This is a genomic window from Streptomyces akebiae, from assembly GCF_019599145.1.
Classification (GTDB): Bacteria; Actinomycetota; Actinomycetes; order Streptomycetales; family Streptomycetaceae; genus Streptomyces; species Streptomyces akebiae.
The window spans coordinates 8,924,238-8,949,124 of the sequence record NZ_CP080647.1; the positions used below are offsets into that span (position 1 = coordinate 8,924,238).

The following is a 24,887-nucleotide window of genomic DNA, read 5'->3' on the forward strand; positions in this document are numbered from 1 at the left end:
CCCCGCCCCGAGCGGGGCGACCACCGCAGGGCGCGGCGTGGGGGAGGGGAGCGGGCCAGTCGGTCAGGTCACGTCAGATCAGGTCACGTCAGGTCAGGTCAGCCGGATCACCGTGTACGTCTCTCCCTCTCCGGGCGGCCGTGTCCAGGAACGGGTGGTGAACGTGTGCAGCCGCCCGCGCGTGAGGGCGTGACGCGGCAGGTGGACGCCGAACTCCCCGGCCACCGCTGCCAGCAGCGCCCGCTCCGTCTCGGCGCCGGCCCTCGGCCCACCGAAGAACCGGCTCGGATCCAGCGCCGACGGTATCTCCCCGCTCCGCCGGACCTCCCCGTCGGCGTAGGTGAACGCGTACTGCTCGGCACCGTCCCGCGCCACCGAGAGATGGAAGTACGGCTCCACGTGCGGCGCCCTGAGGCCGCTCCACACCACCACCGCGCGGGTGCCCTCGCTGGCCCGGGTCGCCGGTGAGACGAACCGCTGCGGGCCGAACGAGGACGGCTCGCCGTCGAAGGCGAAGCTCCAGCCGGGGCCGGCCCGCCCCACCGACACCAGAGCCTTGTCGTCGTAGGACGAGAACTCCCTCCGGCCGTGCAGCCACCTGCGGCGAGCCTCCCAGGAGGTCAGGGGTTCACTCAGCACGGCGCCGCCTTCGTCGCCGCCTTCGCCACCGCCCTCGTCCTTGCCGCGGGCCGCGTCCCCTCCTCCGTCCCGGCCTCCGTCTCCGTCTCCGTCCGCGAGACGTCGGGGCAGATCCTCCGGATCCACCCCTTCCACCAGGACGAACCGGAAGGTTCTGCGGTTGTTGCCCGGGTCCGGCTCCGCCAGCCACGCCAGGTCGCCCGGGTCGAGCCGGGCCGTCCGCGTCGGTGCCTCACCCGCCTGCCCACCTCTCGGCGTGGAGAGCAGCTCACGGCCCCGCTCCGGGGTCGCGAGCGGCCCGAGCAGAGGGTCGGCCACCCACCCCAACGGCGCCAGATGGTCCGGTCCCAGCGGCTCCCACCGGGGCACGGCCTCCCTCAGCGTCTGCCAGGCCCCGTCGGTGTCCCCCCACCGCGCCAACTCCCGCGCCCGCTCGACCGCCTCACCGAACGGTCCGGCCGCCGTGTACCGGTACGTGCCGCCGCGTACCTGCTCCAGCGTCGCGTAGGCCAGGGACATCACGTCCTCGTCGGCGCCCCGCAGGTGGTAGGTCAGTGTGGAGTCGTCCCGGTGCGCGTGCGCCGCGTGCTCGGCGACCAGCGGCGGCAGCAGATCGGGCGCGTAGCGCGGATCCGTCACCAGGTCCTCGAAATACACCCCTGAGGTCTGTCCGAGCAGGCGGCGCATCTGGTCGCCCAGCCCGGCGGCCCGCGGTCTTCCGTACTCCTTCGCCTCGTTCAGCGCCTTCGCGGCCCGCTCCCAGTCGCCGCGCCGCGCGTCCAGCCGGGCCTGCTCCATCTGGGCGTCCAACCGGCGTGTCGTGTCGTTGACGAAGTCCGGCTCTCCGCCGCTCCCGCCGGCCCGCAGGCTGTGGAACTCGCGGTACATCTCCCGCATGAACGCGGCGAAGTCGGCGTGCCGCTCGGGTGGCGCGGCCCGCCAGCTCGACCACGTGTACACGGCCCACTCACCGTTCTCGTCGACATCCTCGGGATCCAGCAGGACGTGGGTGACATCGGACTCCACGTCGAGCTGCAGCCCGCGCCGCCAGAGGTCGGCCTCCCGCCGCTCCTCGGGATCGGCGTCCTCGTCCAGGTACTCCTCGAAGATGTCCGCGAGTCCCGATGCGTTGTCGTGCCAGCGGGCGTCCCCGGTCCCCGCCAGCAGCCACACGAAGCCACCCGCGTGCCGCCATCCGTCGCTCACCCCGAGGAACTCCCGGTACGACGGGGGCATCCGCCGGCCGAGGCGCTCCTCCATGGCCGCGATCCGCTCCTCGGAGGCGGGCGGGAACCCCAGCCACCGCGCCTGCCGGGCGGTCTCGTCGTCCTCGTCCCGTCGCTCGTCGTCCGTCAGGGAATCCGCCCATTCCCCGCTCCACCTGCGCAGGAAGGACTGCCAGTCGAATGCCGCGGTGTCCGTCTCGGTCATGCGTCCGATGCTGTCACCCACCACTGACAACAGGTCCGGCCCGCCGACCTCACGGGGAGCGTAGCGCCGGTGGACCGGCTCCGACCTGGGTGAACGGAACGCGTTCCGCGCACAAACGTGCGTCAGCACGTCGTTGACCGGTGTTCCGCGGCGGGGCCAGGGTGGTGGAGCCGGAACGGATGCCGATCTCCCGTTCCCGGCCACCGACATCCGTGCAGGAGGCCGTGATGCTCCCGATCGACACCCTTGAACACACCGAGCCCGGGGAGAGCCCCGCCGCCGGACTGTTCTTCCAGCGCTGCCTGTGGTGCGGCATGCCGGCCTACCGCCGCTCGTTCTGCCGTGCCTGCGGGTCCGTGACCTTCCGGCGGGAACGCAGCGCGGGCGACGGGATCGTCCTGCGCCGCCACGGCCACGTCCCGCACAACACCTGGTTCGTCGCCATGAACGAGGGCTTCAACCTGCTCTGCCGCGCCACCGGCACGGTACCGGTCACGGTCGGGTCCCGGGTGAGTGTCGTAGGGGCCGCGTCGGCTCTCGGCCAGGACCTTCCCGCGGTCGCGGCCACGCGCCCGCCGTCGGCCGCGGAGCGCTGGTGGTGACGGGAAACGGCTCGCCGGCAGACATCCCCCGCGCGCGGGACGATCAGAGAGGAGGGTGCGTGGACACCCAGCGCACACCGACGGACGGACAGGCCGACGCGCCCCACGCGCTGGAGGGAGCGAGGCGAGGCGCGTTGCAAGGGCTGCGCATAGCCGACTTCTCCCGGGTCCTCGCGGGGCCCTACGCCACCATGCTCCTCGCCGACCTCGGCGCGGACGTGGTGAAGGTCGAACGCCCGGGCATCGGGGACGACACCCGGGCCTGGCACCCGCCGGCCGACCCCGACGGCACCTCGACCTACTTCCTCGGCGTCAACCGCAACAAGCGGTCCGTCACCCTGGACCTCACGACCGACGTCGGCCGCGAACAGGCCCGCGCCCTGGTCGCCGAGTCCGACGTGCTGGTGGAGAACTTCCGCCCCGGCACGATGGAACGGCTGGGCCTCGGCCCTGAGGAACTCCGCGCCCGGCAACCGGAGTTGGTCTACTGCTCGATCAGCGGATTCGGCAGCGGGGAGGGCGCGCGGATCCCCGGGTACGACCTGCTCGTGCAGGCCGTCGGCGGGCTGATGAGCGTGACCGGGGAAACGGCCGGGGAGCCGGTGAAAGCGGGCGTGGCCCTCGTCGACGTGATCACCGGTCTGCACGCCTCGCTCGGCATCCTGGCCGCCCTGCGGCACCGCGACGCCACCGGGCAGGGCCAGCACGTGGAGGTGAACCTCCTCAGTTCGCTGCTGTCGGCCCTGGTCAACCAGGCGTCGGCGTTCGCCGTCGCCGGAGTGGTGCCGGGCCGGATGGGCAACGCGCACCCGAGCATCGCCCCGTACGAGACCTTCCGGGCCGCCGACCGTCCGATCGCGATCGCCGTGGGCAACGACCGCCAGTTCGCCGCGCTCGCCGACCTCCTGGGGGACCCCGGACTCGCTCGCGACGACCGGTTCCGCACCAACACCGACCGCGTCGCCCACCGCGCCGAACTGCGGGACGTCCTTACGGCCCTGCTCGGCGCCGCCGACGCGGACCACTGGTCGGCCGCTCTGCTGGCCGCCGGGGTGCCGGCCGGGCCGGTCAACACCGTCGAGGAGGCGTTCGACTTCGCCCGGAAGCTCGGTCTTCCCGGCATCGTCGACATCCCCGCCGCACCGGCCGACCCAGGAGACCGGCCCTCCCGCCAGGTCGCGAACCCCATCACGCTGAGCGCGACGCCGGTCCGGTACGACCTGCCACCGCCCCGCCTGGGCCAGCACACCGCGGAGATCCTGCGTCCCTCCGCCCACCGCCTCACCCGGCCCACCCGGGCCGAACTCCACACGACCGAACCGAACACGACGAACCACAGGAGCTCACGATGAACGGCGCCACACCCCTGAAGGACCCCCTCGACCTGCTCGACCTCCCCTCCACCCTCACCGACGAGGAGCGCGAGATCCAGGCCACCGTCGCCAAGTTCCTCGCCGACCGGGTGCGACCGCACATCGGCGAGTGGTTCGAGAACGCGCACTTCGCCCGTGAACTGGCTCCGGAACTCGGCAAGTTGGGCGTCCTGGGCATGCACCTCGACGGCTACGGCTGTGCCGGCACCAACGCGGTCAGCTACGGCCTGGCCTGCCTGGAACTGGAGGCGGCGGACTCCGGCTTCCGCAGCTTCGTCTCCGTGCAGGGCTCGCTGTCGATGTACTCCATCTGGAAGTGGGGGTCCGAGGAGCAGAAGCAGGAGTGGCTCCCCCGGCTCGCCGCGGGTGAGGCCATCGGCTGCTTCGGCCTGACCGAGCCCGACTTCGGCAGCAACCCCTCGGGAATGCGCACCAGGGCCGTCCGCGACGGCGCCGACTGGATCCTCAACGGCTCCAAGATGTGGATCACCAACGGCGGGATCGCCGACGTGGCCACCGTCTGGGCGCAGACCGAGGACGGCGTCCGCGGGTTCCTCGTGCCGCGCGGGACGCCCGGCTTCACCACCCAGGACATCAAGCAGAAGATGTCGCTGCGCGCGTCCATCACCTCGGAGTTGTACTTCGACGACGTACGCCTGCCCGACTCCGCCCGGCTGCCGCACGCCCAGGGCCTGCGCGGCCCGCTGTCCTGCCTGAACGAGGCCCGCTTCGGCATCCTGTTCGGCGCGGTCGGCGCCGCCCGCGACTCCATCCAGTCGGCCATCGCGTACGCCGACTCCCGCGTGCAGTTCGACAAGCCGATCAGCGCCTTCCAACTCACCCAGAAGAAGCTCGCCGACATGAGCGTGTCCGTCGGCAACGCCGCCCTGCTCGCCGTGCACCTCGGCCGGCTCAAGGACCAGGGCCGCATCCGCCCCGAACAGATCAGCGTCGGCAAGCTCAACAACGTCCGTGAGGCGATCGCCATCGCCCGGGAGTGCCGCACCGTCCTCGGCGCGAACGGCATCTCCCTGGAGTACTCGCCGCTGCGCCACGCCAACAACCTGGAGTCCGTCCTCACGTACGAGGGCACCAGCGAGATGCACACCCTGGTCGTCGGGCAGGCGATCACCGGCTACCCGGCCTTCCGCTGACCGGCGCGGACCCAAGGAAGACGACCGTGAACATCGTCGTACTCGTCAAGCAGGTCCCGGACACGGCCGCCGAACGCACCCTCTCCGCGGCCGACCTCACCCTCGACCGTGAGGACACCGACCTCGTCCTGGACGAGATCAACGAGCGTGCCGCGGAAGAGGCGCTGACACTGAAGGAGACGGTGGGCGCCGAGGTCACCGTCGTGTCGATGGGCCCCGACTCCGCGCTGGAGGCCATCCGCAAGGTCCTGGCGATGGGTGCCGACCGCGGCCTCCACATCCGCGACGACAGGCTCCACGGAGCCGATGTGGTGACCACCGCGAAGGTGCTGGCCGCCGCCGTGCGGACCGTCGGGGACGTCGACCTCGTCCTCGCGGGCAACGCGACGACCGACGGACAGTCGAGCGCCGTCCCGGCGGCCCTCGCGGACCTGCTCGGGCTGCCGCAGCTGACGCACGCCCGGGAGGTGAGCGTGGACGAGGGCCGCGTACGGGTGGAGCGCGAGACGGAGGACGGCGAGGCGACGCTCGACGCGCCACTGCCCGCGCTGGTCAGCGTCACCGAGAAGATCAACGAACCGCGCTACCCCTCCTTCAAGGGGATCATGGCCGCGAAGCGGAAGCCGGTGGAGACGCTCGACCTCGACGACCTCTTCCCGGACGGGGACGGCAACGGTTTCCGTGTGAGTCGCACGCGTGTGCTGACCGCCGTACCGCGTCCGGCGCGGGTCGCGGGAACCCGTGTCACCGACGACGGCTCGGCCGGTCGGCATCTCGCCGCGTTCCTGATCGCCCAGAAGCTCCTCTGAACCGCCCGCCACCCGAGCACCCCCAGAAGCAGGCACCCATGCCCGATGTCCTCGTCCTCGTCGACCACGACGGGGAACGTGTTCACAAGTCCACCTACGAACTCCTGGCCGCCGCACGGCGGTTGGGCGACCCGGCCGCCGTCGTCCTCGGCGGCCCAGGCACCGCCTCGCGCCTCACGGAAGCCCTCGCCCGCCACGGCGCCACGAGCGTCCACGCGGCCGAGTCCGCCGAAGCGACGGAGTTCCTCACCACCCCGGCCGTCGACGCCCTCGAACTCGCGGTCCGCGAGGTCCGTCCCGCCGCCGTCCTGGTCTCGGCGACGACGGACGGCAAGGAGGTGGCCGGGCGACTCGCCGCGCGGCTGGACGCCGGGCTGCTGACCGACGCGGTCGACCTGGACCCGTCCGGCACGGTCACCCAGATCGTCTTCGGCGGTTCCTGCACCGTGCGGGCGCGGGTCACCCACGGCACACCGGTGATCGCCGTGCGGCCGGGGTCCTTCGAGCCGGAGGAGTGTCCCGTGGCGGCCGTACGGCACGACCTCGTCCTGCCGCCGATCGACCCCGCGGCGTCCGCCCGCGTCACCGGCCGCCGCGCAGCGCTCGCCGGTGACCGTCCCGCACTCACCGAGGCGGCCGTCGTCGTCTCCGGAGGGCGCGGCGTCGGAGGAGCGGACGGCTTCAAGGTGGTGGAGCGACTGGCCGACGCGCTGGGCGGTGCCGTGGGCGCCTCGCGCGCGGCGGTCGACGCCGGCTACTACCCGCACCAGTACCAGGTGGGCCAGACCGGCAAGTCCGTCTCGCCCCGGCTGTACATCGCCCTGGGCATCTCCGGGGCCATTCAGCACCTCGCCGGCATGCAGACCTCCAAGACGATCGTCGCCGTCAACAAGGACCCGGAGGCCCCGGTCTTCGGCCTGGCCGACTACGGCGTCGTGGGAGACCTGTTCGCGGTGGCCCCCCAGCTGACCGACGAAGTGGCCGCCCGCCGCGCGGGCGACTGACGCGGGCCGCGATCGCGACGACGGCGCGGCCCTTCGGGATGTCGGGGGGAGGGTGGTTCCACCTGCTTGATCGGGTTGGTCGAGCCCCCTGGACGGCTTGGCCGCCGTCGGGACGTGCGAACACGGCGCCGTGCGGAGCGATGCCGGCGCCGTCTTCCGTGGCACGTGGCACGTGCCACGTGGGGAAGGCGGCGTCAGGGCGGGTCACCGACGACCCGCCCTGACCGCTGAAGTTGGACGGTGAGTCCCGACCCGGCCGCTAGGTGATCGCCGATCAGGCGAAGAGGCGCCCCTACGCCTGATCGGCGTAGGGGCGCCTCTTCGCCTGATCGGCGGTGCGGCCGGCCAACCGCGAGGTCCGTCACGCCGGAGCCCGCGCCGAAGGGGCCGTCGGGGCCGCGAGGCGGCAGCAGCCCCGTCCTGAGCGGCCCCCTCGGCACTGTTCCCGGCAACGGCGTCAGGAAGCCAGGCGTCGGAACCGGCTGCCGTGGAACACCAGCGGTTCGCGGTCGGGATCGGCCCTCAGCCCGTGGATCTCCAGCAGGACGATCGTGTGGTCGCCGCCGGGGAGTTCCGCGTGGACCGAGCAGTCCAGCCAGAGACTGGCACCGTGGATGTACACGCCGCCGTCCTCGCCGCTCTCCCAGTCGACGTTCGTGAACCGGTCTCCGTCCCGCCCGGCCAGCGAGCGGCAGACCAGATCCTGTCCCTCGGCCAGGACGCTCAGCCCCAGCTGTCCCTGCCGTCGCAGCTTCGGCCAGGTCGACGAGGTGTCCTGGACACAGACCGAGACCAGAGGCGGTCGAAGGGAGACCGGCGTGAAGGTGCTGGCGACCATGCCCACCGGCGTACCCGCGTCGAGTGCGCACAGAGCCGTCACCCCGGACGGGAAGCAGCCGAACGCCTGGCGCAGCACGGCGGGATCCGTGGGCGCCGTCACGAGCGGGCTCATCGGACGTCCTCCAGACCCGACAGGACCGCGCCCAGGCGCCGCAGCGACCCGTTGTTGCCGGCCACGTGCTGGGAGACGCAGCGGACGTCGCGCCAGCGCCGCTGCAGGGGGTTCGAGCTGTACAGCCCGGAGCTGCCCGACAGCGTCATGATCTCGTTGAGGATCCGGATGCCCTCGTGGTGGATGTGCTGGTGGCAGCCGGTGTGAGCGAACCACTCGGTCGAGGTGGGCTCGTCCCCCGCGAGCGCCCGGTCCATGACCGTGCGGCCGGTCTGCTCCAGCAGTGCCCACAGCGCGGCGGTGCGCAGATGCAGCTCGGCGAACTTCTCCTGGAACACCGGGTCCTCTCCGATGACCATCCTCGGGTCGAACGCCGGCCGCTTGGCCACGGCCAGTTCCGCGAGGTCGCCGAGCGCCCCGTCCAGGCAACCGATGATGACGGCGTCGTGCGAGGCACCGGTGGCGGCGTACGGCAGGCCGTAGAAAGGCGCGGGGATGTGGTTCTCGCCCACCAGCGGGCCCGTGAAACGCTCGGGAACGAAGACGTCGTCCATCGTGAAGTCCGTGCTCTGCGTCGCTCGCAGGCCCACCGCGTCCCAGGTGTCGAGGAACGTGGCCTGTTCGGGGCGGAGCAGCGCGACGCGCATGTCCGGGCGGCCGTCCGGCAGCGGGGGCGCGCCGTCGACCACGAAGCCCGCCAGCAGCCAGTCCGGGGTGAACGAGCCACTGGCCAGCGGCCAGCGCCCACTGAGCCGGTAGCCGCCCGCCACGGGGGTCGCGCGGCCCTTGGGGGCTATCGCCCCACGCAGCATCAGGTCGGCACCGTCGCCGAACACCTCTCGCTCAAGCGTCTCCCGCGGCAGCGATCGAACGAAGAACCAGGCCATCGAGGCCGCCTGAACGGTCCAGCCCGTCGACCCGTCGGCCCGTGAGATCTCCCGGACCACCCGAGCGCTCTGCACGAGGTCGAACTGCTCGCCGCCCCATGCCCGGGGCAGGCTCATCCGGAACACACCGGCCTCGCGCAGAGCGGCGATGATCTCCGCGGGAACGGCCCGGGCCTCCTCGGCCTCGGCGGAACGTGCGGCGATCTCGGGCAGGTGCGTACGGACCCGGGCGAGTACGCCGTCATGGGCCGCCCGGTTGTCGGGCGAGGTCGCGGCGAGCAACGTCGTCATGATCGATCCTTGGGGATGTGTGCGGCCGGGGAGCGTCCGGGCCGCTTCATGGCTGATGGAGGATGCCTCACACGGCTTGGCGGAACGGCCGCTCCGGTGGGAGCACGGCGGCCGCTTCCGGGGCGGTCGGCGTGGACGGAAAACGTCGCCCTGGGCCGTACCCGCCCCTCTTCGCGGGGGCGTTCGTGCTCGTCCTGCACGAACGCCGTACGAGGAGGCGCCTCGGGAACTGCTCGCATGATGCGGGGCGGAACGAGGGTCCCGCTTGTGCCCGGGAGCACAGGTTAATTGCGTGCCTGAGAACACGTCCCCGAGCCGGTTGCGGATGGCCCCGGAGGACTTACCATTCCTCGCCAGGAGTGCCGTTCGAGTCCGTTCCTCGAGGGCCGGACGCACCGGGAGGAGAGCCGCATGCCCCGGATCACGACGCCGAGCCACGGCACGGCCACCGAGCGGCTGGAATGCTGGCGGCACGCCGTGAGCGACAACCTGGTGCCCCTGGAGGTCCTGCCCCGCGAGAGCACCGACTTCAGCGCGTCCCTGCACGCCGTGAGGGTCGGCCAGGTGCAGATGTCGGTCATCTCGGCCGCACCGCACAGCATCGCGCGCACCCGCCGGCACATCGCCTCCGACGCCCCCGACTTCTTCCAGCTCACACTGCAGCTCACCGGGCAGGGCGTGCTCACCCAGCTGGACCGTCAGGCCCGGATCGGTCCGGGCGAACTGGTCGTCTACGACACGCGCCGCCCCTTCACCTACGAGCTCGACGAGTCCCACACCGGTCTCGTGCTGATGTTCCCCCAGGCCATGCTGCAGTTGACGGGCCGTGACCTGGCACGTGTGACGGCGACGCCGGTGCCCTGCCACGACGGCCTCGGACAGGTGGTCCTGCCCCTCCTGCGAGGGCTGGCACGTCAGATGGAGCACCTGGAGGCCAGGGCCACGCCACGGCTCGTCGACAACGTCGTGGACCTGATCGGCACCCTGCTCGTGGAGCACGCCGACGTGGCTCGCACGACCGAGGCGGACGGCTCGGACCGGCTCACCGAGCGGGTCCTCGTGCACATGGAGCAGCGGCTGGCCGACCCCGGGCTGAGCCCGGAGGGGATCGCGGCGGCCCACCGCATCTCCCGGCGCTACCTCTACAAGTTGCTCGCGGCGCAGGGGTACACGGTCTCGGGCTGGATCCGGGAACAGCGTCTCGCCCGGTGCCGCCGCGACCTCGCCGATCCCGCCCTGGACCACCTGCCGGTCGGCGCCATCGGCGGGCGCTGGGGATTCGCCGACCCGGCCCACTTCAGCCACGCCTTCAAGGCGGCGTACGGCATGAGCCCCCGAGAGGCGCGCAGGGCCCCCAGGCCCTTCTGACGGATCTCCACGGCGTCGCGACGCCCGGCACACCGAGAGCACGCACCGAACGCCGCTCCTTCTCCCACGGAGAGCCATCAGAAGGGCCCTGGACGACAGCGGCCGGCCGACGCGGGAGTGCTCCCGAGGACGGCCGGCAGCCCTCAGGCAGTCCGGTAGCTGAAGAAACCCTGCCCCGACTTACGGCCCAGCAGACCCGACTCGACCATGCGGCGCAGCAACGGGGGAGGGGCGTACAGCGGCTCCCTGTACTCCTCGTACAGTGCCTCGCCTATCGCCGCCACCGTGTCCAGACCTATCAGGTCGGCGAGGCGCAGCGGCCCCATGGGGTGAGCGCAGCCGGCGGTCATCCCCGTGTCGATGTCCTCGGCCGTCGCCGTGCCGGAGCCGACCATCCGGACCGCTGCCAACAGGTAGGGAATCAACAGGGAGTTCACCACGAAGCCCGCCCGGTCCTGCGTGACGATCGTCTGCTTGCCCAGCGTCTCGGCCGCGAAGGCGCGCACCCGCGTCCGGGTGGCCTGCGAGGTGTGCAGGGTGGGGATGATCTCGACCAGCGGCATGACGGGGACCGGGTTGAAGAAGTGCAACCCGATCACGGATTCCGGCCGTCCTGCCGCGGCGGCGAGCCGGGAGATCGGGATCGAGGAGGTGTTGCTCGCCAGCACGGTGGCAGGGTCGGTGATCACCTCGCCCAACTGCCGGAACAGTGCCGTCTTGGCCTGCTCGTCCTCGACGGCGGCCTCGACGACCAGGTCCGCCCCGCCCAGTCGGGAGAGATCGCCGGTGACCGAGATGCCGGCCAGAGCGCGGGCGCGGTCCTCGGGTTCGAGGGCACCACGCTTCTCCGCCTTGAGCAGGGAATCCGCCACGCCCACCAGACCGGCACGGGCCCTGTCCTCCGTCACGTCGCACAGCGTGACGCGCAGCCCGGCCCGTGCGCACACCTCGGTGATGCCCCGGCCCATCTGCCCCGCGCCGACGACGCCCACGTGTTCGATCGCTGTCATGTGTCTCCGCCTGTCCCTCCGTCGGGCGGCGTCGACCACCGCCGACCGGTGTGTGGTTGGTGTCGAGCGTAGGTCCGACACACCCCCTCTGACCTGCCCGGACAGTGCGACATCCGCGCACAGACATGCGTCGGACGCGCCGTACACCGAGCGGGATCCGGCACTCCGATCCGGCACTCCCGTCCGGTACTTCGATCCGGCACCGGATCCGGCGCCGGGATGCGGGAACGCCAAAACACCCCGCGGCGGCGTCAGGGCAGAACAGGACCGCCGCGGGGTGTGCTTGGGGGTTACGTGGGTCAGTGGGTCAGTGGGTCAGTGGGTCAGCGGGTCAGGGGGTCAGGGGATGACGACGTAGTTGCCGAAGCCGCCGTCGGGATCCGTGGCCCGCCCCGAGATCGCCTCGTTGACCTCGGCCAACGGAAACGGCTTGGTGATCAGGTAGGACAGGTCCAGGGCTCCCGTCGCGACCATGTCGGCCACTTCCTGGCCCTGCGCCGTGCTGAACCAGTTGGAGCCGATGAGCTGGACCTGCTCGTCCATGAGCCACTTCACGTCCACGGGCAACCGGTCGGCCACACCGCCGACGTTGACCACCTTGCCGCCCCGGCGGACGCCCCGCATGGAGTCCAGCATCGTCTCCACGGGGGCCTTGGCGCCGAGCGCGCTGATGACGAAGTCCGCCCCCTCGCCGCCGGTACGGGACTTGGCCCACTCGCCGGTGGAGCCCTCGCCCAGCCGCATGACCTCGATCCGGTCGGGCGCCAACTCCTTGACCCGCTTGAGGAGTTCCTCGTTGCGGCCGGTTCCCAGGACCTTGGAGACACCCGAGGCCAGCGCGAGCAGCGTGGAGGCGACACCGAGCGTGCCGGTGACACCGTCGATCAGCGCGACCTGGCCGGGGCCGGCCGCGGCGTGTCTGAGGGCCCCGTAGGAGGTGCCGATGTAGCCGAGCTTGCCGGCCTGTTCGAACGTCATGGTGTCGGGGATGTTGACGATCGCGTACTGCGGTGCCGTCATGTACTCCGCGAAGCCGCCGTAGGGGTACAGATCGAAGATCCGCTGGCCGTCGCGCGAGGTGCTGAAGTAACCGTTCAGGGTGAAGTAGCGGCACCGGCTGAGCTCGCCGCCGCGGCACACCTGACAACTGCCGCAGGACCGCAGCGGGCTCACATAGACCCGGTCGCCGGGCTTGGTGTTGAGGACGGCCTCCCCGACCGCCTCGACGACACCCGCCGGGTCGAGACCGAATACCGCGGGCAGCTTGGGCAGCGGCTGGTGCGGGTACCAGGTGGGCCAGTTGTTGATCACATTGGCCATGTTCGGCACGATGCCGCAGGCCTTCACCCGCACCAGCACATCGGTCGGCCGCGGGGTGGGTACGTCGATCGTGTCCACCGACATCGGCTCACCGAGCGCGTGGAGTCGTGCAGCGAGCATTTTCGCCATGGAAACACTCCCTAATTGATATGCCGTACGGTGCCGACGACTACGAAGCGGGCAGCGAATTCGGGAACGGATTCGGGTAGTTGTCCTCAAGGTCGATGCCCAGCAATCCCATGATGCGGACGCCGGAGTTGTACCAGGCGATGGACAAGGAGAGTTCGACCAACTGCTTGTCCGTCAGGTGGGCGGCGGCGGCACGCCATGTCTCCTCGGACACGTCGACCCGGAGCGTGGACTCCGCCGCGAGGCGCATGACCGCCTTCTCCGTCTCGTCGAACAGGTCGGACGACTCGAAGTCGGCCACCGCCGCGAGCTGTTCCTCGCTGAGCCCGGCCTTGAGCCCGTGGGACTGGTGGTGCGCGACCTCGTACGCCGACCGGGTCGCGTGGCCCACGGTCAGGATGGCCAGTTCCCGCAGGCGGGGGCTGAGGTCGGCGGCCCGCAGCGCGTTGGCGTAGGTCAGGAAGGCGTCCAGCTGGGTCGGCGCGTGGGTCAGGGCGAGGAAGATGTTCGCCGTCGGGACCTTGCGCTCGGCTTCCAGCCGGTCGTAGAGCGGCTTCTGCGACTCGTCGGCGTCCTCGCGGCGCAGATAGGGGACGCGTGCCATGGGTGTCTCTCCTCCGGTAAGCAATGATCAGCGGGTGGACGGGGACTGTTCGAGCAGGAACCGTTCCAGCGACATGGGCTTCGGCGGCTCGGCCGGCGGGATCTGCTCGACCCCCACGAAGGGCGACGCCTCGAAGTACCACTTCTCCAGTGCCGGCAGGCCCCAGCGGGCGTTGGTGCTCAGCGATCCCGCGTCCCAGCGCACCGGCTCGATCTCGGTGTCGATCGTCTGGTAGTGGCTGTTGAAGACCTCCACCCGGTGCCCGTCGGGGTCCCGGAGGTAGGCGAAGAGCATCCCGCCCGGCCCGTGCCGGCCGGGACCGCGCTCCACGCCCTCGCCGTAACCCTGGATGCCCGCGAAGTCGCAGGCGGTGAAGATGTCGTGGCTCTCGGAGACGGTGTACGCGAAGTGGTGCAGGGCGGGCCCGGTGTTCTCGACGATCGCCAGGTCCAGGCAGGTGCCCTTCCGGTACATGAACGCGCCCAGCAGCTTGTCGCCGTGCGCCAGGTACTCGGAGTTGCGAAAGCCCAGTTCGCCGTAGAACGCGCACAGCTCGTACGTGTCCGGCGCGAAGGTCTGGTAGTGATCGAGCCGCTGCGCGTGTGCGCCCTTGTGGAGCTGGAAATCGATGTGCAGCCTCGGCCGGGTCTCCATGTGCGCGCAGAGTTCGAGCGGTGTGCCGACGGGGTCGCTGACGTGCAGGGTCCGGCCCTGGTACGGGGCGTCGACCCATTCGGCGGGCAGCCCCCGCTCACGGAACCAGGCGTACGCGAGGTCGAGGTCCTCGTCGAAGAAGACCCGGAAGCCGATCCTCTCGCAGGAGCCCGCGCCCGCGCCCTCGTCGGCCAGTTGCAGGACGAGGCTGTGGTGGCAGGCCTCCGCCAGACCGCGGAGGTAGCAGGTGCGCTCGTCCTCGTCGCTGACGACGAGTCCCAGCACATTCACGTAGAAGTTCCGGCTCTCGGCCAGATCGGCGACGGTGAGCCGGACATGGCTGGAGCGGGTGATGTTGAAACTGGGGCGCAGATTGACGGGCGGCAGCATGCTGGTCTCCGTGCTCGGATCGGCTCTTTGTTTTCGCCGGCTGTGCTACTCAGTGTCGCGCGGCGGTTTTCGGCTCGGCGGTACAGGCCTCAGGTTTTCGGCTCGGCGGTATCAGGCCTCGGAATCACGGCTGGCCCCGGAGGCGTCGGAGTCGGCGAAGGTGAAGGCGGACCACCCGCTGAATTCGGCGGAATCACCGAGGGACTCCTCGATGCGCAGAACCTCGTTCCATTTGGCCATGCGCTCGGACCGGGTGAACGAACCCACCTTCAGCTGGCCGGCGTCCCAGCCCACGCTCAGATGGGCGATGGTGATGTCCTCCGTCTCGCCGGAACGCGCCGAGACGATCGTGCCGAAGCCGGCTTCCTTTCCGGCACGCAGTGCCTGGAACGCCTCCGTGATCGTTCCGGCCTGGTTCGGCTTCACCAGGACGGCGTTCGCCGCGCCGTCACTCGCCGCGGCCTCCACGCGCTTGGCGTTCGTGACCAGGTAGTCGTCGCCGATCACCTGGCAGCGCCGACCGTAGCGCCGGGTGAACTCCACCATGCCGTCGTGGTCGTCCTCGCCGACCGGGTCCTCGACGGACAGGATCGGGTACTGCTCGATCCAGCCGCCGAGCATGTCGATCAACGCCGCGGTGTCGAGGGTGCGGTCGTCCAGGGCGAGCGTGTACCGGCCTCCGCTGCCGAACTGCGACGCCGCGACGTCCAGTGAGATGCCCACCTCGGTCGAGGGAGTGAAGCCCGCGGTCCCGATGGCGCGGGTCAGCATCTCCAGCGCTTCCTCGTTGGAGTCGAACGCGGGCCAGAAGCCGCCCTCGTCGGCCACGCCCTGGGCCTTCCCGGCCGCGCGCATCAGGCTTCCGGCCGCCCGGTAGATCTCCGCGGTCCAGTCCAGGGCCTCGGCGAAACTGGCCGCGGCCGGGCACATCACCATGAAGTCCTGGACGTCGACCCGGCGGTCCGCGTGGGCGCCGCCGCCGAAGATCTGGATCTCGGGCAGGGGGATGCGGACCGGGCGTTCGCCCGCCAGGTGCCTCCACAGCGGTACGCCCGCCGACGCGGCGGCGGCGTGCAGGACGGCCATGGAGGTGGCCACGATCGCGTTGCCGCCGAGACGGCCGCGGTCGGTGGTTCCGTCGAGGTCCACCAGGAGCCGGTCGACGCTCTCCTGGTCGGCCGCGTCGTGGCCGGTGAGGGCGGGCGCGATCTCGTCGTTCACCGAGCCGACCGCGCCCCGGACGTCGAGCCCGCCGAAGCGGCTGCCGCCGTCACGGCGGTCGAGTGCCTCGCCCTGGCCCGTCGAGGCACCCGCCGGTGCGATGGCCCGCCCGAGCGCGCCGTCCGCGAGGCGGACCTCGACCTCCACGGTCGGCCGCCCGCGGGAATCCCACACCCTGCGGCCCTGGAGCTTGGCGATCCGCGCATCTGACATGCGGTGCAACCTTTCGGAGTACGGACGACCGCGTGAGCGTCGGGAGCTCGTACCGGCCGTCGGGAAAGGGACGTCCGCACGACGGAAGGCGTGCGGAGGTCGTCGTCGGCGAACGGGCGCGGGCGTGGGCCCCGAGGGGCGCTCCCCGCGTCGGTTCGGCGACGCCGAGAGCGAGCGGAAGCTCGGTGCGGCTCTCTCGGTGGAGTGCTAACGATAGCGCAATCGTGCGAACTGTCGAGCGTGATGTCAAGAGGTGGGCCGTCCTGTACTCCGCCCGGTTCGTCACGAGGACGGAGCCTCTTGGTTCGCCCCACCGCGAATGCTATCGTTCGCACGATCCCGCTCCGACAAGGCTCCGGCGGGTCCGCGCGCTTCCTGGACGGACGGACAGCACAGGAACGGGCGGGTCCGCCGGTCCGGGGCGCGGCCGAAAGGAAAGTGGGCCCGACATGACAGCCGAACCCTCTGTGGCGCCGATGACTCTCACCACCGTGGTGGCCAGCACTCGTCCCGGACGGGTGGGAAGATCCGTCGCGGACTGGTTCACCACCCGGGCCGCGGAGTGCGAACACTTTGACTCGCACACCGTCGACCTGCGAGAACTCGACCTTCCCTTCTTCGACGAACCTCATCCGCCCGCCCTGAGGCAGTACACGAGGGACCACACCCGGCAGTGGAGCCGGATCGTCGAGGCGTCGGACGCGTTCGTCTTCGTCACTCCCGAGTACAACGGCGGCTTCCCCGCCCCTTTGAAGAACGCCTGGGACTACCTCGTCGTGGAGTGGCAGCACAAGCCGGCGGCGTTCGTCAGCTACGGGGGAGTCTCGGCGGGCACCCGGGCGGTGCAGATGGGCAAACAGGTCGTGGCGAACCTCAGGATGCTGCCGATCGGCCCGACCGTCAGCATCCCCTTCGTGGGCGAACTCGTCGAGGACGGTGTCTTCCGGCCCGGCAAGATCCACGAGGCCGCGGCCGAGCAGGTGCTGGACGAACTCGTACGCACCGCCCAGGTGATGCGCCGGTTGCGCGCCGGCGCGTACTGAACCGTCGCCGGACGGATGGACGGAAGGCGCCCGAAGCATCGTGCTTCGGGCGCCTTCCGTCCATCCGCGGCGTCGCAGTGCTCAGTGATCCCGGGACGCGGCCCGCCCGTCCGGCGACGCCGTACTGCCGCGCACGATCAGCGATCCGGGGGAGACCGACGTGTACGGGCCGTCGTTGGCCGGCTTGGTCTTGAGGCGGCGCATCAGCCACAGCGCGCAGCCGGTGGCCATCTCCTCGATCGGCAGGCCGGTGGTGGTGAGCCCGGGGCCCCACCAGGAGAATCCCGGCTCGTCGCCGAAGCCGATCACGGACAGCTCCCGGGGTACCTCCACGCCCTGTTCGGAGAGTTCCTCCAGGACTCCCCGGGTGAGCTGGATCGAGCCCAGCACCAGGGCGGTGGGCGCGTCCGGGGCCGTCAGCAGCCGACGCATCGCCTGGCGGCCGTGGTCCACGGACGACGGCGGCGCCAGCTCCGTTCGCGCGGTGTCGGCGTTCAGCCCGCCCTCGGTCAGGGCGGTGCGGAAGCCGCGCAGACGCTCCGCGCCGGTCGGCAGCTCCTCGGGTCCGCCCAGGTACGCGATACGCGTGTGCCCCTCGGCCACCAGGTGCGCGGTGGCCCGGCGCAGCGCCTCGTGGTCGTCCACGCCGAACCACTGGGTGCCGAGCGAGGGGTGGCGGCGCAGCAGTTGCAGGTGCGGCACCGTGCGCAGGAGCTTGACGGAATCGCCGTGCGGGCGTGCGGTGGGCACGATGATGACGCCTGCCACGCGGGTGGCGGACAGCTCGCGCAGATGGCGCAGCTCCACCATCCGGTCGTCGTCGGTCTCCGCGAGCATCAGCTGGAAGCCCTCGGCCTCCATGTTCTTCGACAACTCGTGCGCGATGGTCGAGTAGAAGCTGTTGCGGATGTCCGGGATCACCAGTCCCACCACATTGCTGGACGCCCCGCGCATCATCCGTGCCGCGCGGTTGCCGACGTATCCCATCTCCGAGGCCGCCTGGCGGACCTTGAACTTGGTCTCCTCGCTGATGCGGGGATCGTCGGCGAGTGCCCGGCCGACCGTCGAGACGGAGACTCCGAGGCGTTCGGCGATGTCTCTGGTCGTGATCACGTAAGGGTCCCCTCGAACTCGCTGATCCCGCGCCGTCACTTTCCGTGTGCCAACGATAGCACTTACGTCGCGCTCCGTGGTCGGGAGGGAGGGGCGCGGGGTCGATCGTCCCGCTCGTGCTAACGTTAGCATTGCTGGATGGGACATGCAGCCGTCTGCGGCTGCCTAGCTGCGGAGGTTTCCGTGCGCATCATCAGATATGCCGTCGACGGTGTGTCTCACTACGGAGAACTCGTGTCCGGTGACCACCGGATCGCGAGATGCGAGGGCGATCCCTTCAACGGGCTTTCCCCCACCGGGCATTTCGACGAAATGGCCGACGCGGTCGTTCTCGCGCCGCTGGAACGGCCGCGCGTCTTCGGGTTCGCCTACAACTACGCCGCACATGTCGACGAGACCGATCGTGCGCTTCCGGACGTTCCCGTGTGCTTCATGAAACCGAGTACCGCGGTGATCGGTCCGAACGAGGCCATCGTCTATCCGGCGGATGGGGAACTGGTCCATTTCGAAGGCGAGTTGGTCGTCGTCATCGGAAAGGAGGCCCGGCATGTGAAGCCCTCTCAGGCGCACGAGTACATCCTCGGCTACACGTGTGGCAATGACGTCAGCGACCGCGTCGTCCAACGCAGGGAAAGCGCGTTCGGCACGCTTCTCATCGGGAAGGGGCAGGACACCTTCGCCCCCCTCGGGCCGGTGATCCAGACCGGGCTCGATCCGTCGTCGCTGACGCTGACGACCCGGGTGAACGGCACCGTCATGCAGTCGGCGAGCACCGCTGACCTGCTGCTCACCGTTCCCGACCTCATCGGCTACCTCAGCCGCCATCTCACGCTGCTGCCCGGAGACGCGATCATGACCGGCACGCCGGCCGGCGTCGGACCGATCCGACCGGGTGACGAGGTCGAGGTGGAGATCGAGGGCATCGGCGTCCTGCGCAACCCGGTGGTCGCCGAGGCCCGCTGACCCCTCGCCCCGGGACACGCGTCAGGGCCTGCCCACCGCTCGGCGGTGGGCAGGCCCTCGGCGTTTCCGCTAGCGGACCGCGTTATTGAACTGCGAGGTGCGCACGAAGGCCAGGGCCCCGACGCCCACCAGCGGCAGCACCGTGACCTGCAGCAGTCCGGCCTGGGCCCAGCCGAAGGAGTCCACCAGCGTGGCGAAGAGCAGGCCCGAGAACGCCGCCGGCCCGTAGTAGCTGGTGACGAAGAGACCGGAGGCGCGGCCGATCTGCCCGGGGCGCACGGCCCGCTGTATGGCGCTGTTGGTGTTGGGATAGATGAAGCCCAGCCCGAAGGCGCCCATGAGGAAGGCGAAGACGCACTGCAGGCCCACGCCGGCCTGTGTCTCGTAGATGCACACGCTCACGGCGGAGACGGCCACCAGGCTCAGCATCAGCAGGTTGCGCTGGTTGAAGCGGTCGCCGAGCCAGCCGCCGAACACCGCGGTCATGCCGCCGAAGCCGAGGAGGCTCATGGCCAGGGCGGCCTGCCCCGGGGTGTAGTGCAGCGAGGTGATGAGGTAGGTCGGGTAGAGGCCGAGGAACCCGTAGATGGCGACGCCGCTGACGACGGCGTGGACGGCCAGCGCGACGGTGTTGCGGTTGTAGGCGGAGGCCGGCATGTACTCGTACGTCCCGGTCGCGGCGACCTTCTCCACGGAGTGCTCCGTCAGGCCCGTCCGCACCAGGAACAGCGAGACGGCGGCGATCAGCAGCCCCGCAGCGCCGAACAGGTAGAACGGCGAGTGCCAGGTCCCGTGCATGCTCATGAGCTCGACACCGATGAGCGGGGCGATGAAGACGCCGATCGAGTAGCCCACACCGATCACGCCGAAGGCGAGGCCGCGGCGGTGGGCGAAGAAGGCGCCGATGGCCGCGAAGATGGCGGCGGACTGCATGCCCTCACCGAAGCCGGAGACGACCCGGTACAGGGTCATGTCGGCGAAGCCGGTGGCCAGTGGTGTGGCCATCGTGCCCAGGGAGTAGATCACGATGCTGGCCAGCAGCACGGTCTTGCGGCGGAAACGGTCCAGGAGGTAGCCGGCGGGAAGGCCGGCCAGGGCCATGCCCAGGGTGAAGTTCGTGGCCAGCAGCCCGCCCTGCTCCAGGGAGAACCCGTACTCCTCGCGGATGTTGGGCAGCAGGGGCGGGAAGACCTGGCGGTCCATCGCGTTGACCATGTACGACAGGACGATCAGCAGAAAGCCCACGCCGATCATGGGGCGGGAAAGGGGAGGTCGACCGCTCACCGGTGTTTCGCCGGCGGGCGTCGCGCTGGTGTCGACCTGCGCTGCGTGAGACATAGCGGCTCCTGATGGGGAAATCGCCGGGGCGTGCCGCGGCGGATCCGTCGCCGTCCGGGATCGTGTGTGGCCGTCGGGCCGGGGACGTACGGACGATGACGGGAAAGGGCGAGCTGAAACACGGACCGGGCCGGCGACGGCTGTGCGGTCGGCGACCGGTGGAATGGGGACGGCGAGGGCTGACGCGCGGTCGGACGCCGCATGCGGAATTCAGCCGGGTACCGCCCGTCGGTGACATCCGTGGCTATGGCGTCTTCGACAGCTGGACTTCGTGTGGACACTTGTCGGTCACACGGTCGGCGCTGGCCAAAACCATGAAGGGAACTATCGGGCGCGTCAAGATGTGGACCGCGGTTTTCTCGGGGGCTTTCTGTTGTTTCTGCGGTCTTGACGTCCTGGCGACGGTGAGTGCTATCGTTAGCACCACGTGGCTGTGACACAGTGATTCGACGTGCCCCGACACCCCGTGATCCGCACCAGGGGCCGACCGCGACGCCCGCCCGGCCACAAGTCGTCGGGCGTCGACGACTTCCATGACCTCACCACCCCGCTCCTCAAGGCGGCCGACGGCCCTTCGGACGAGTTGTCGGCCGCCCCTTCGGGAGCGGGCAGACCCGCGGCGGACATGACCGCGACCGGGAGCGAGAGCGACCGGCCCGCCGCGACCGCACGATTCTGCGAGGACACCTGCCATGAACCCATCGAGAGACCCGTCGAGGAACCCGTCGAGCCGCCCGGGGACCGTGCTGCTCACCGACTACGCCTGGCCCGACGACCTCGTCGAGCGTGCGGTCATCGAGGGGGCGGGCCACACCCTGGTCACCGGACCCGCCGAGCCCGCCTCCGCCGAGGCCGTCGAGGAGCTCGTGGCCGCGCACCGGCCCGACGGGATCCTGACCTGCTGGGCGCCCGTCTCGGCCGCCGCGATCGGCAGCTCGCCGGAGCTGCGGATCGTGGCCAGGCTCGGCGTCGGCCTCGACAACATCGCCGTGGAGGCCGCCACCGACCGGGGCGTCTGGGTCACCAACGTGCCGGACTACTGCGTCGAGGAGGTCGCGGACCACGCCGTCGGCATGGTGCTGTCCTGGGCGCGGGGCCTGGCCGTCTTCGACCGGGAGGTCCGCGCGGGACGCTGGGACCCGGCGAGCGCACGCCTGCGCCGAGTGTCGACGCTGACCTGCGGCGTCGTCGGATACGGGCGCATCGGACGAGCCACCGCGCGGCGGCTCGGAGCGTTCGGCTGCCGCGTCCTGGCCCACGACCCGCACCCGCCCGCCGACACCCAGGGCGTGGAGATGGCGGGTCTGGAAGAACTGCTGCGCCGCAGCGACGTGGTGATCCTCCACCTGCCGCTCACGCCGGAGACGCACCACATCATCGGCGCCGAGGAGCTGGCGCTGATGCCACCGGGCGGCCTGCTGGTCAACGTCAGCCGGGGCGGTCTGGTGGACACCGACGCGGTGATCAAGGCACTCGACAGCGGACACCTGGACGGGGCCGCCTTCGACGTCCTGGAGACCGAGCCGCACGTCCCCGACGGACTGCTGGCCCAGCGGGGCGCGCTGCTCACCCCGCACGTGGCGTTCTCCTCCGACGCCTCGGTCACCGAGCTGCGCCGCCGCGCCGCCGAGGAGGTCGTGCGGATCCTCGCGGGCGAGGCACCGGCTCACGCCCGCAACAGCCCGAGCGGTCCGGCCACGGGGTCGGGTGACCCGCGATGAGCTCGCCCACCGCGCCGATGAGCCCCATACCGGGTCCGGACCCGGTCCTGCCCCCGGACCCGGTCCTGCCCCCGGAGGCGGTCCTGCCCCCGGAGGCGGTCCTGCCCCCGGAGGCGGCCCTGCCCCCGGAGGCGGAGCCGGGCGCCTCTCCCGCCGCCTTCCTGCTCGCCCGCGGTCTTGCCCGACCCGGTGAGGCCGCCCGCTGGACGCCGCTGGCCGGCGGGGTCTCGTCCGACCTGTGGCGGGTGGACCTGCCGGGACGCTCGCTCTGCGTGAAGCGGGCGCTGTCCCGGCTGCGGGTCGCCGCCGACTGGCGGGCACCGGTCTCACGCAACGCCTACGAATGGGCGTGGATGCGGTTCGCGGCCCGGCACCGGCCCGACAGCGTGCCGGAACTGCTGGCCCACGACGCCGAGGCCGGTCTCTTCGCGATGGCGTTCCTGCCGCCCGAGCGGTACCCCGTGTGGAAGACGCAGCTGTTCCACGGCCGCGTGGAGGTGACGACCGCCGCGGCCGTCGGGGAACTGCTCGGCACCCTGCACGCCGCGAGCGCGAAGGACGCGGATCTCGCCGCGGAGTTCGCCACCGACGACAACTTCCACGCACTGCGCGTCGAGCCGTACCTGCTCGCCACCGCGACGGCGCACCCCGAACTGAGCGACCTCCTGCACGGCCTCGCCCGTCGCACGGCCACGACCCACCTCGCCCTGGTGCACGGCGACGTCAGCCCCAAGAACATCCTCGTCGGCCCGGCCGCGCCCGTACTGCTGGACGCCGAGTGCGCCTGGTACGGAGACCCTGCCTTCGACCTGGCCTTCTGCGTCAACCATCTGCTGCTCAAGAGCCTGGTGCTGCCGGCGTTCCGGGAGGATCTCCTGCGGTCCGCGCAGGTGCTGGCCGAGCAGTACCTGCGCTGTGTCGACTGGGAGCCACGGCAGGCACTCGACGCACGGGTGGCGTCCCTGCTGCCGGCGTTGCTGCTCGCGCGCGTGGACGGCAAGTCCCCCGCGGAGTACCTCACGGACGACCGGCACCGACAGTTCGTACGCGTGGCCGCCACGGCCCTGCTGCGGTCGCCGCTCCCGACGACGGCGGACCTGCTGACCACCTGGACGAAGGCACTCGACGGCTCGACCGACACGGCCTGACCCGACCGAGGAGAGACACATGCGCAGAGTTGTCACCGGGCACGACGAGCACGGCAGATCGGTCGTCGTCAGCGACGGCCCCGTCCCCCGCAGCCGGGAGTTCACCAGCCTGCCGGGCTGGGTCTCCCGTCTGCCATGGGCCACGGAACCCGGCGAGCCGGTCGGCCGGACCGGCGAGGACCCCACGCCGAAGGTCACCAGCCTCCTCCCGGCGCCGGGCGGCACGCGGTTCATCGTGCTCACCATCCCGCCGGACAGCGCGATGGCCGACCCGTCCTTCGACCCCGTCGCCTTCGACCGGGAACAACGGGCGGACTCGCCCGGCATCGCCGAGCTCATGGAGCCCGACGGCATGCACACCACGCCGACCGTGGACTACGGCATCGTGCTGCACGGCGACATCGTCCTCGAACTCGACGACGGCCACCGCACCCCCCTCTCGACCGGCGACATCGTGATCCAGAACGGCACCCGCCACAGCTGGCGCAACCTCGGCGACCAGCCGGTCACGATGGCCTTCGTCCTCGTCGGAGCGGAGCGCGAGGACTGAACCGGGTCGCCCGGGTCCGGACCACCGCCGACGCGCGGCACCGTCCGGACCACGTCCTCTCGGGGGCGGAAGCCCTTGTCAGGCGTCGTAGGTGTGGAAACCGCGGCCGCTCTTGCGGCCGAGGTGGCCTGCGGCGACCATCCGGCGCAGGAGGGCGGGAGGCGCGTACAGCGGCTCCTTGAACTCCTCGTACATCGACTCCGCCACGGACTGCGCCGTGTCCAGGCCGATGAGGTCGAGCAGGCGCAACGGCCCCATCGGGTGGGCGCATCCGAGTTCCATGCCCCGGTCGATGTCCTCCGGCCGCGCGGCGCCCGACTCCACCATCCGTACCGCGCTGAGAAGGTAGGGCACCAGGAGGGCGTTGACGACGAAGCCGGAGCGGTCGGGCGCCTGGATGGCCTGTTTGCCCAACTGCTCGGCCAGGCCGCGGGTGCGCCGCACGGTGTCCGCGCCGGTGGTCAGAGCGGGAATGAGCTCGACCAACCGCTGTACGGGCACGGGGTTGAAGAAGTGCATGCCGATGACCTGCGCGGGTCGCTCGGTGACGACGGCGAGATCGACGACGGGGATCGAGGAGGTGTTGGTGGCCAGGACCGCCGCGGGGTCCTCGACCGCTTTGTCCAGGGTGCGCAGGACGTCGGCCTTGATGTCGCGGTTCTCGGCGACGGCCTCGATGACGAACTGGCGGTCGGCCATGTCGCTGAGGTCATGGGTGAAGGACAGCCGGGCGAGGGCCTGGTCTCGCTGCTCCTCGCCGAGCTTGCCGCGCCGTACGCCTCGGTCCAGGGAGGCGGTGAGTCGGCGGCGGCCTGCCTCTAGCGCGTCCGGTGTGGCCTCGGCCACACGGACGTCGATGCCGACGCGGGCGGCGACTTCGGCGATGCCGGAGCCCATGAGGCCGCATCCGACGACGCCGAGCCGGGTGACGGGATCCATCTGAGGTCCTCTCTGATGAGC

The 24,887-nt window shown here is 71.0% G+C and carries 22 protein-coding genes; 11 read left to right on the forward strand and 11 right to left on the reverse strand.

Annotation, left to right across the window (positions count from 1 at the left end; translation table 11 throughout):
* Positions 1-93: 93 nt before the first annotated feature.
* Positions 94-2,070 carry an SMI1/KNR4 family protein gene (locus K1J60_RS38780; RefSeq protein ID WP_220650289.1) on the reverse strand — a complete coding sequence of 659 codons (1,977 nt, stop codon included), beginning with the start codon at positions 2,068-2,070 and terminating at the stop codon, positions 94-96.
* Between the two features lie 227 nt (positions 2,071-2,297).
* Here K1J60_RS38780 and K1J60_RS38785 point away from each other — a divergent pair, with 227 nt between their 5' ends.
* Genes K1J60_RS38785 through K1J60_RS38805 form a run of 5 tightly spaced genes read left to right on the forward strand, consistent with a single transcriptional unit; the run spans position 2,298 to position 7,012 of the window.
* Positions 2,298-2,672, forward strand: a complete 375-nt coding sequence (locus K1J60_RS38785; RefSeq protein WP_220650290.1) for a PhlB family protein — start codon at positions 2,298-2,300, stop codon at positions 2,670-2,672.
* 59 nt (positions 2,673-2,731) lie between these two features.
* On the forward strand, positions 2,732-4,024 hold the full coding sequence (locus K1J60_RS38790) for a CaiB/BaiF CoA transferase family protein (RefSeq protein ID WP_398683907.1): 1,293 nt from the start codon (positions 2,732-2,734) through the stop codon (positions 4,022-4,024).
* Positions 4,021-5,199 carry an acyl-CoA dehydrogenase family protein gene (locus tag K1J60_RS38795; protein WP_033530863.1) on the forward strand — a complete coding sequence of 393 codons (1,179 nt, stop codon included), beginning with the start codon at positions 4,021-4,023 and terminating at the stop codon, positions 5,197-5,199. The genes K1J60_RS38790 and K1J60_RS38795 overlap by 4 nt, the downstream gene beginning before the upstream one ends.
* A gap of 26 nt (positions 5,200-5,225) precedes the next feature.
* Positions 5,226-6,008, forward strand: coding sequence for an electron transfer flavoprotein subunit beta/FixA family protein (locus K1J60_RS38800; RefSeq protein WP_220650291.1), 783 nt, complete (start codon positions 5,226-5,228; stop codon positions 6,006-6,008).
* 38 nt (positions 6,009-6,046) lie between these two features.
* Positions 6,047-7,012, forward strand: coding sequence for an electron transfer flavoprotein subunit alpha/FixB family protein (locus K1J60_RS38805; protein ID WP_220650292.1), 966 nt, complete (start codon positions 6,047-6,049; stop codon positions 7,010-7,012).
* A 457-nt stretch (positions 7,013-7,469) separates the two neighbouring features.
* Here K1J60_RS38805 and K1J60_RS38810 read toward each other — a convergent pair whose 3' ends face one another.
* Both K1J60_RS38810 and K1J60_RS38815 read right to left on the reverse strand, forming a co-directional pair.
* Entirely contained in the window at positions 7,470-7,964 is a 495-nt protein-coding gene (locus K1J60_RS38810; RefSeq protein ID WP_220650293.1) for a flavin reductase family protein, read from the reverse strand.
* Positions 7,961-9,142 (reverse strand): acyl-CoA dehydrogenase family protein, encoded by a 1,182-nt coding sequence (locus K1J60_RS38815; RefSeq protein WP_220650294.1) that lies wholly within the window; start codon positions 9,140-9,142, stop codon positions 7,961-7,963. The genes K1J60_RS38810 and K1J60_RS38815 overlap by 4 nt, the downstream gene beginning before the upstream one ends.
* Before the next feature lie 411 nt (positions 9,143-9,553).
* On the opposite strand from K1J60_RS38815, the gene K1J60_RS38820 reads away from it, so the two are divergent.
* Positions 9,554-10,510, forward strand: a complete 957-nt coding sequence (locus K1J60_RS38820) for an AraC-like ligand-binding domain-containing protein (RefSeq protein ID WP_220650295.1) — start codon at positions 9,554-9,556, stop codon at positions 10,508-10,510.
* Between the two features lie 143 nt (positions 10,511-10,653).
* Here the strand turns inward: K1J60_RS38820 and K1J60_RS38825 are convergent, their stop codons facing one another.
* The 5 genes from K1J60_RS38825 to eno all read right to left on the reverse strand — a co-directional run bounded on the left by K1J60_RS38825 (position 10,654) and on the right by eno (position 16,051).
* Positions 10,654-11,520 carry a 3-hydroxybutyryl-CoA dehydrogenase gene (locus K1J60_RS38825; RefSeq protein WP_220650296.1) on the reverse strand — a complete coding sequence of 289 codons (867 nt, stop codon included), beginning with the start codon at positions 11,518-11,520 and terminating at the stop codon, positions 10,654-10,656.
* A 339-nt stretch (positions 11,521-11,859) separates the two neighbouring features.
* Complete coding sequence (locus tag K1J60_RS38830; RefSeq protein WP_259408093.1) at positions 11,860-12,960, reverse strand: alcohol dehydrogenase catalytic domain-containing protein; 1,101 nt, start codon at positions 12,958-12,960, stop codon at positions 11,860-11,862.
* Positions 12,961-13,009: 49 nt separating this feature from the next.
* The gene (locus tag K1J60_RS38835) at positions 13,010-13,573 is read right to left on the reverse strand and encodes a carboxymuconolactone decarboxylase family protein (protein WP_220650298.1); all 564 of its coding nucleotides are present in this window, start codon (positions 13,571-13,573) and stop codon (positions 13,010-13,012) included.
* A gap of 27 nt (positions 13,574-13,600) precedes the next feature.
* Entirely contained in the window at positions 13,601-14,617 is a 1,017-nt protein-coding gene (locus K1J60_RS38840; RefSeq protein ID WP_220650299.1) for a VOC family protein, read from the reverse strand.
* Between the two features lie 111 nt (positions 14,618-14,728).
* Positions 14,729-16,051 carry a phosphopyruvate hydratase gene (eno, locus tag K1J60_RS38845; protein ID WP_220650300.1) on the reverse strand — a complete coding sequence of 441 codons (1,323 nt, stop codon included), beginning with the start codon at positions 16,049-16,051 and terminating at the stop codon, positions 14,729-14,731.
* A 449-nt stretch (positions 16,052-16,500) separates the two neighbouring features.
* Between eno and K1J60_RS38850 the strand changes: the two genes are divergently transcribed.
* The gene (locus K1J60_RS38850; RefSeq protein ID WP_220650301.1) at positions 16,501-17,094 is read left to right on the forward strand and encodes an NADPH-dependent FMN reductase; all 594 of its coding nucleotides are present in this window, start codon (positions 16,501-16,503) and stop codon (positions 17,092-17,094) included.
* Positions 17,095-17,175: 81 nt separating this feature from the next.
* On the opposite strand, the gene K1J60_RS38855 is transcribed toward K1J60_RS38850, so the two are convergent.
* Entirely contained in the window at positions 17,176-18,207 is a 1,032-nt protein-coding gene (locus K1J60_RS38855) for a LacI family DNA-binding transcriptional regulator (RefSeq protein ID WP_259408094.1), read from the reverse strand.
* A 138-nt stretch (positions 18,208-18,345) separates the two neighbouring features.
* Here K1J60_RS38855 and K1J60_RS38860 point away from each other — a divergent pair, with 138 nt between their 5' ends.
* On the forward strand, positions 18,346-19,170 hold the full coding sequence (locus K1J60_RS38860) for a fumarylacetoacetate hydrolase family protein (RefSeq protein ID WP_259408095.1): 825 nt from the start codon (positions 18,346-18,348) through the stop codon (positions 19,168-19,170).
* A gap of 69 nt (positions 19,171-19,239) precedes the next feature.
* On the opposite strand, the gene K1J60_RS38865 is transcribed toward K1J60_RS38860, so the two are convergent.
* Positions 19,240-20,508 (reverse strand): MFS transporter, encoded by a 1,269-nt coding sequence (locus K1J60_RS38865; protein WP_220650303.1) that lies wholly within the window; start codon positions 20,506-20,508, stop codon positions 19,240-19,242.
* A 692-nt stretch (positions 20,509-21,200) separates the two neighbouring features.
* Between K1J60_RS38865 and K1J60_RS38870 the strand changes: the two genes are divergently transcribed.
* Genes K1J60_RS38870 through K1J60_RS38880 form a run of 3 tightly spaced genes read left to right on the forward strand, consistent with a single transcriptional unit; the run spans position 21,201 to position 23,927 of the window.
* Complete coding sequence (locus tag K1J60_RS38870) at positions 21,201-22,229, forward strand: C-terminal binding protein (protein WP_220650304.1); 1,029 nt, start codon at positions 21,201-21,203, stop codon at positions 22,227-22,229.
* Positions 22,226-23,377, forward strand: a complete 1,152-nt coding sequence (locus K1J60_RS38875; protein WP_259408096.1) for a phosphotransferase family protein — start codon at positions 22,226-22,228, stop codon at positions 23,375-23,377. Before K1J60_RS38870 ends, K1J60_RS38875 begins: the two co-directional genes overlap by 4 nt.
* A 19-nt stretch (positions 23,378-23,396) precedes the next feature.
* Positions 23,397-23,927, forward strand: coding sequence for a cupin domain-containing protein (locus K1J60_RS38880; RefSeq protein WP_220650305.1), 531 nt, complete (start codon positions 23,397-23,399; stop codon positions 23,925-23,927).
* A gap of 78 nt (positions 23,928-24,005) precedes the next feature.
* Here the strand turns inward: K1J60_RS38880 and K1J60_RS38885 are convergent, their stop codons facing one another.
* Entirely contained in the window at positions 24,006-24,866 is an 861-nt protein-coding gene (locus K1J60_RS38885; protein WP_220650306.1) for a 3-hydroxybutyryl-CoA dehydrogenase, read from the reverse strand.
* Between the last annotated feature and the right edge of the window lie 21 nt (positions 24,867-24,887).

Excerpts from the sequence above, each read along its gene's own strand:
- K1J60_RS38810 (WP_220650293.1), bottom strand. The coding sequence starts at position 7,964 with ATGAGCCCGCTCGTGACGGCGCCCACGGATCCCGCCGTGCTGCGCCAG.
- K1J60_RS38860 (WP_259408095.1), top strand. The coding sequence starts at position 18,346 with ATGGGACATGCAGCCGTCTGCGGCTGCCTAGCTGCGGAGGTTTCCGTG.
- K1J60_RS38885 (WP_220650306.1), bottom strand. The coding sequence starts at position 24,866 with ATGGATCCCGTCACCCGGCTCGGCGTCGTCGGATGCGGCCTCATGGGC.
- K1J60_RS38870 (WP_220650304.1), top strand. The coding sequence starts at position 21,201 with ATGAACCCATCGAGAGACCCGTCGAGGAACCCGTCGAGCCGCCCGGGG.
- K1J60_RS38780 (WP_220650289.1), bottom strand. The coding sequence starts at position 2,070 with ATGACCGAGACGGACACCGCGGCATTCGACTGGCAGTCCTTCCTGCGC.
- K1J60_RS38795 (WP_033530863.1), top strand. The coding sequence starts at position 4,021 with ATGAACGGCGCCACACCCCTGAAGGACCCCCTCGACCTGCTCGACCTC.
- K1J60_RS38805 (WP_220650292.1), top strand. The coding sequence starts at position 6,047 with ATGCCCGATGTCCTCGTCCTCGTCGACCACGACGGGGAACGTGTTCAC.
- K1J60_RS38820 (WP_220650295.1), top strand. The coding sequence starts at position 9,554 with ATGCCCCGGATCACGACGCCGAGCCACGGCACGGCCACCGAGCGGCTG.
- K1J60_RS38830 (WP_259408093.1), bottom strand. The coding sequence starts at position 12,960 with ATGCTCGCTGCACGACTCCACGCGCTCGGTGAGCCGATGTCGGTGGAC.
- K1J60_RS38850 (WP_220650301.1), top strand. The coding sequence starts at position 16,501 with ATGACAGCCGAACCCTCTGTGGCGCCGATGACTCTCACCACCGTGGTG.
- K1J60_RS38840 (WP_220650299.1), bottom strand. The coding sequence starts at position 14,617 with ATGCTGCCGCCCGTCAATCTGCGCCCCAGTTTCAACATCACCCGCTCC.
- K1J60_RS38880 (WP_220650305.1), top strand. The coding sequence starts at position 23,397 with ATGCGCAGAGTTGTCACCGGGCACGACGAGCACGGCAGATCGGTCGTC.
- K1J60_RS38815 (WP_220650294.1), bottom strand. The coding sequence starts at position 9,142 with ATGACGACGTTGCTCGCCGCGACCTCGCCCGACAACCGGGCGGCCCAT.
- K1J60_RS38875 (WP_259408096.1), top strand. The coding sequence starts at position 22,226 with ATGAGCTCGCCCACCGCGCCGATGAGCCCCATACCGGGTCCGGACCCG.
- eno (WP_220650300.1), bottom strand. The coding sequence starts at position 16,051 with ATGTCAGATGCGCGGATCGCCAAGCTCCAGGGCCGCAGGGTGTGGGAT.
- K1J60_RS38825 (WP_220650296.1), bottom strand. The coding sequence starts at position 11,520 with ATGACAGCGATCGAACACGTGGGCGTCGTCGGCGCGGGGCAGATGGGC.
- K1J60_RS38865 (WP_220650303.1), bottom strand. The coding sequence starts at position 20,508 with ATGTCTCACGCAGCGCAGGTCGACACCAGCGCGACGCCCGCCGGCGAA.
- K1J60_RS38835 (WP_220650298.1), bottom strand. The coding sequence starts at position 13,573 with ATGGCACGCGTCCCCTATCTGCGCCGCGAGGACGCCGACGAGTCGCAG.
- K1J60_RS38785 (WP_220650290.1), top strand. The coding sequence starts at position 2,298 with ATGCTCCCGATCGACACCCTTGAACACACCGAGCCCGGGGAGAGCCCC.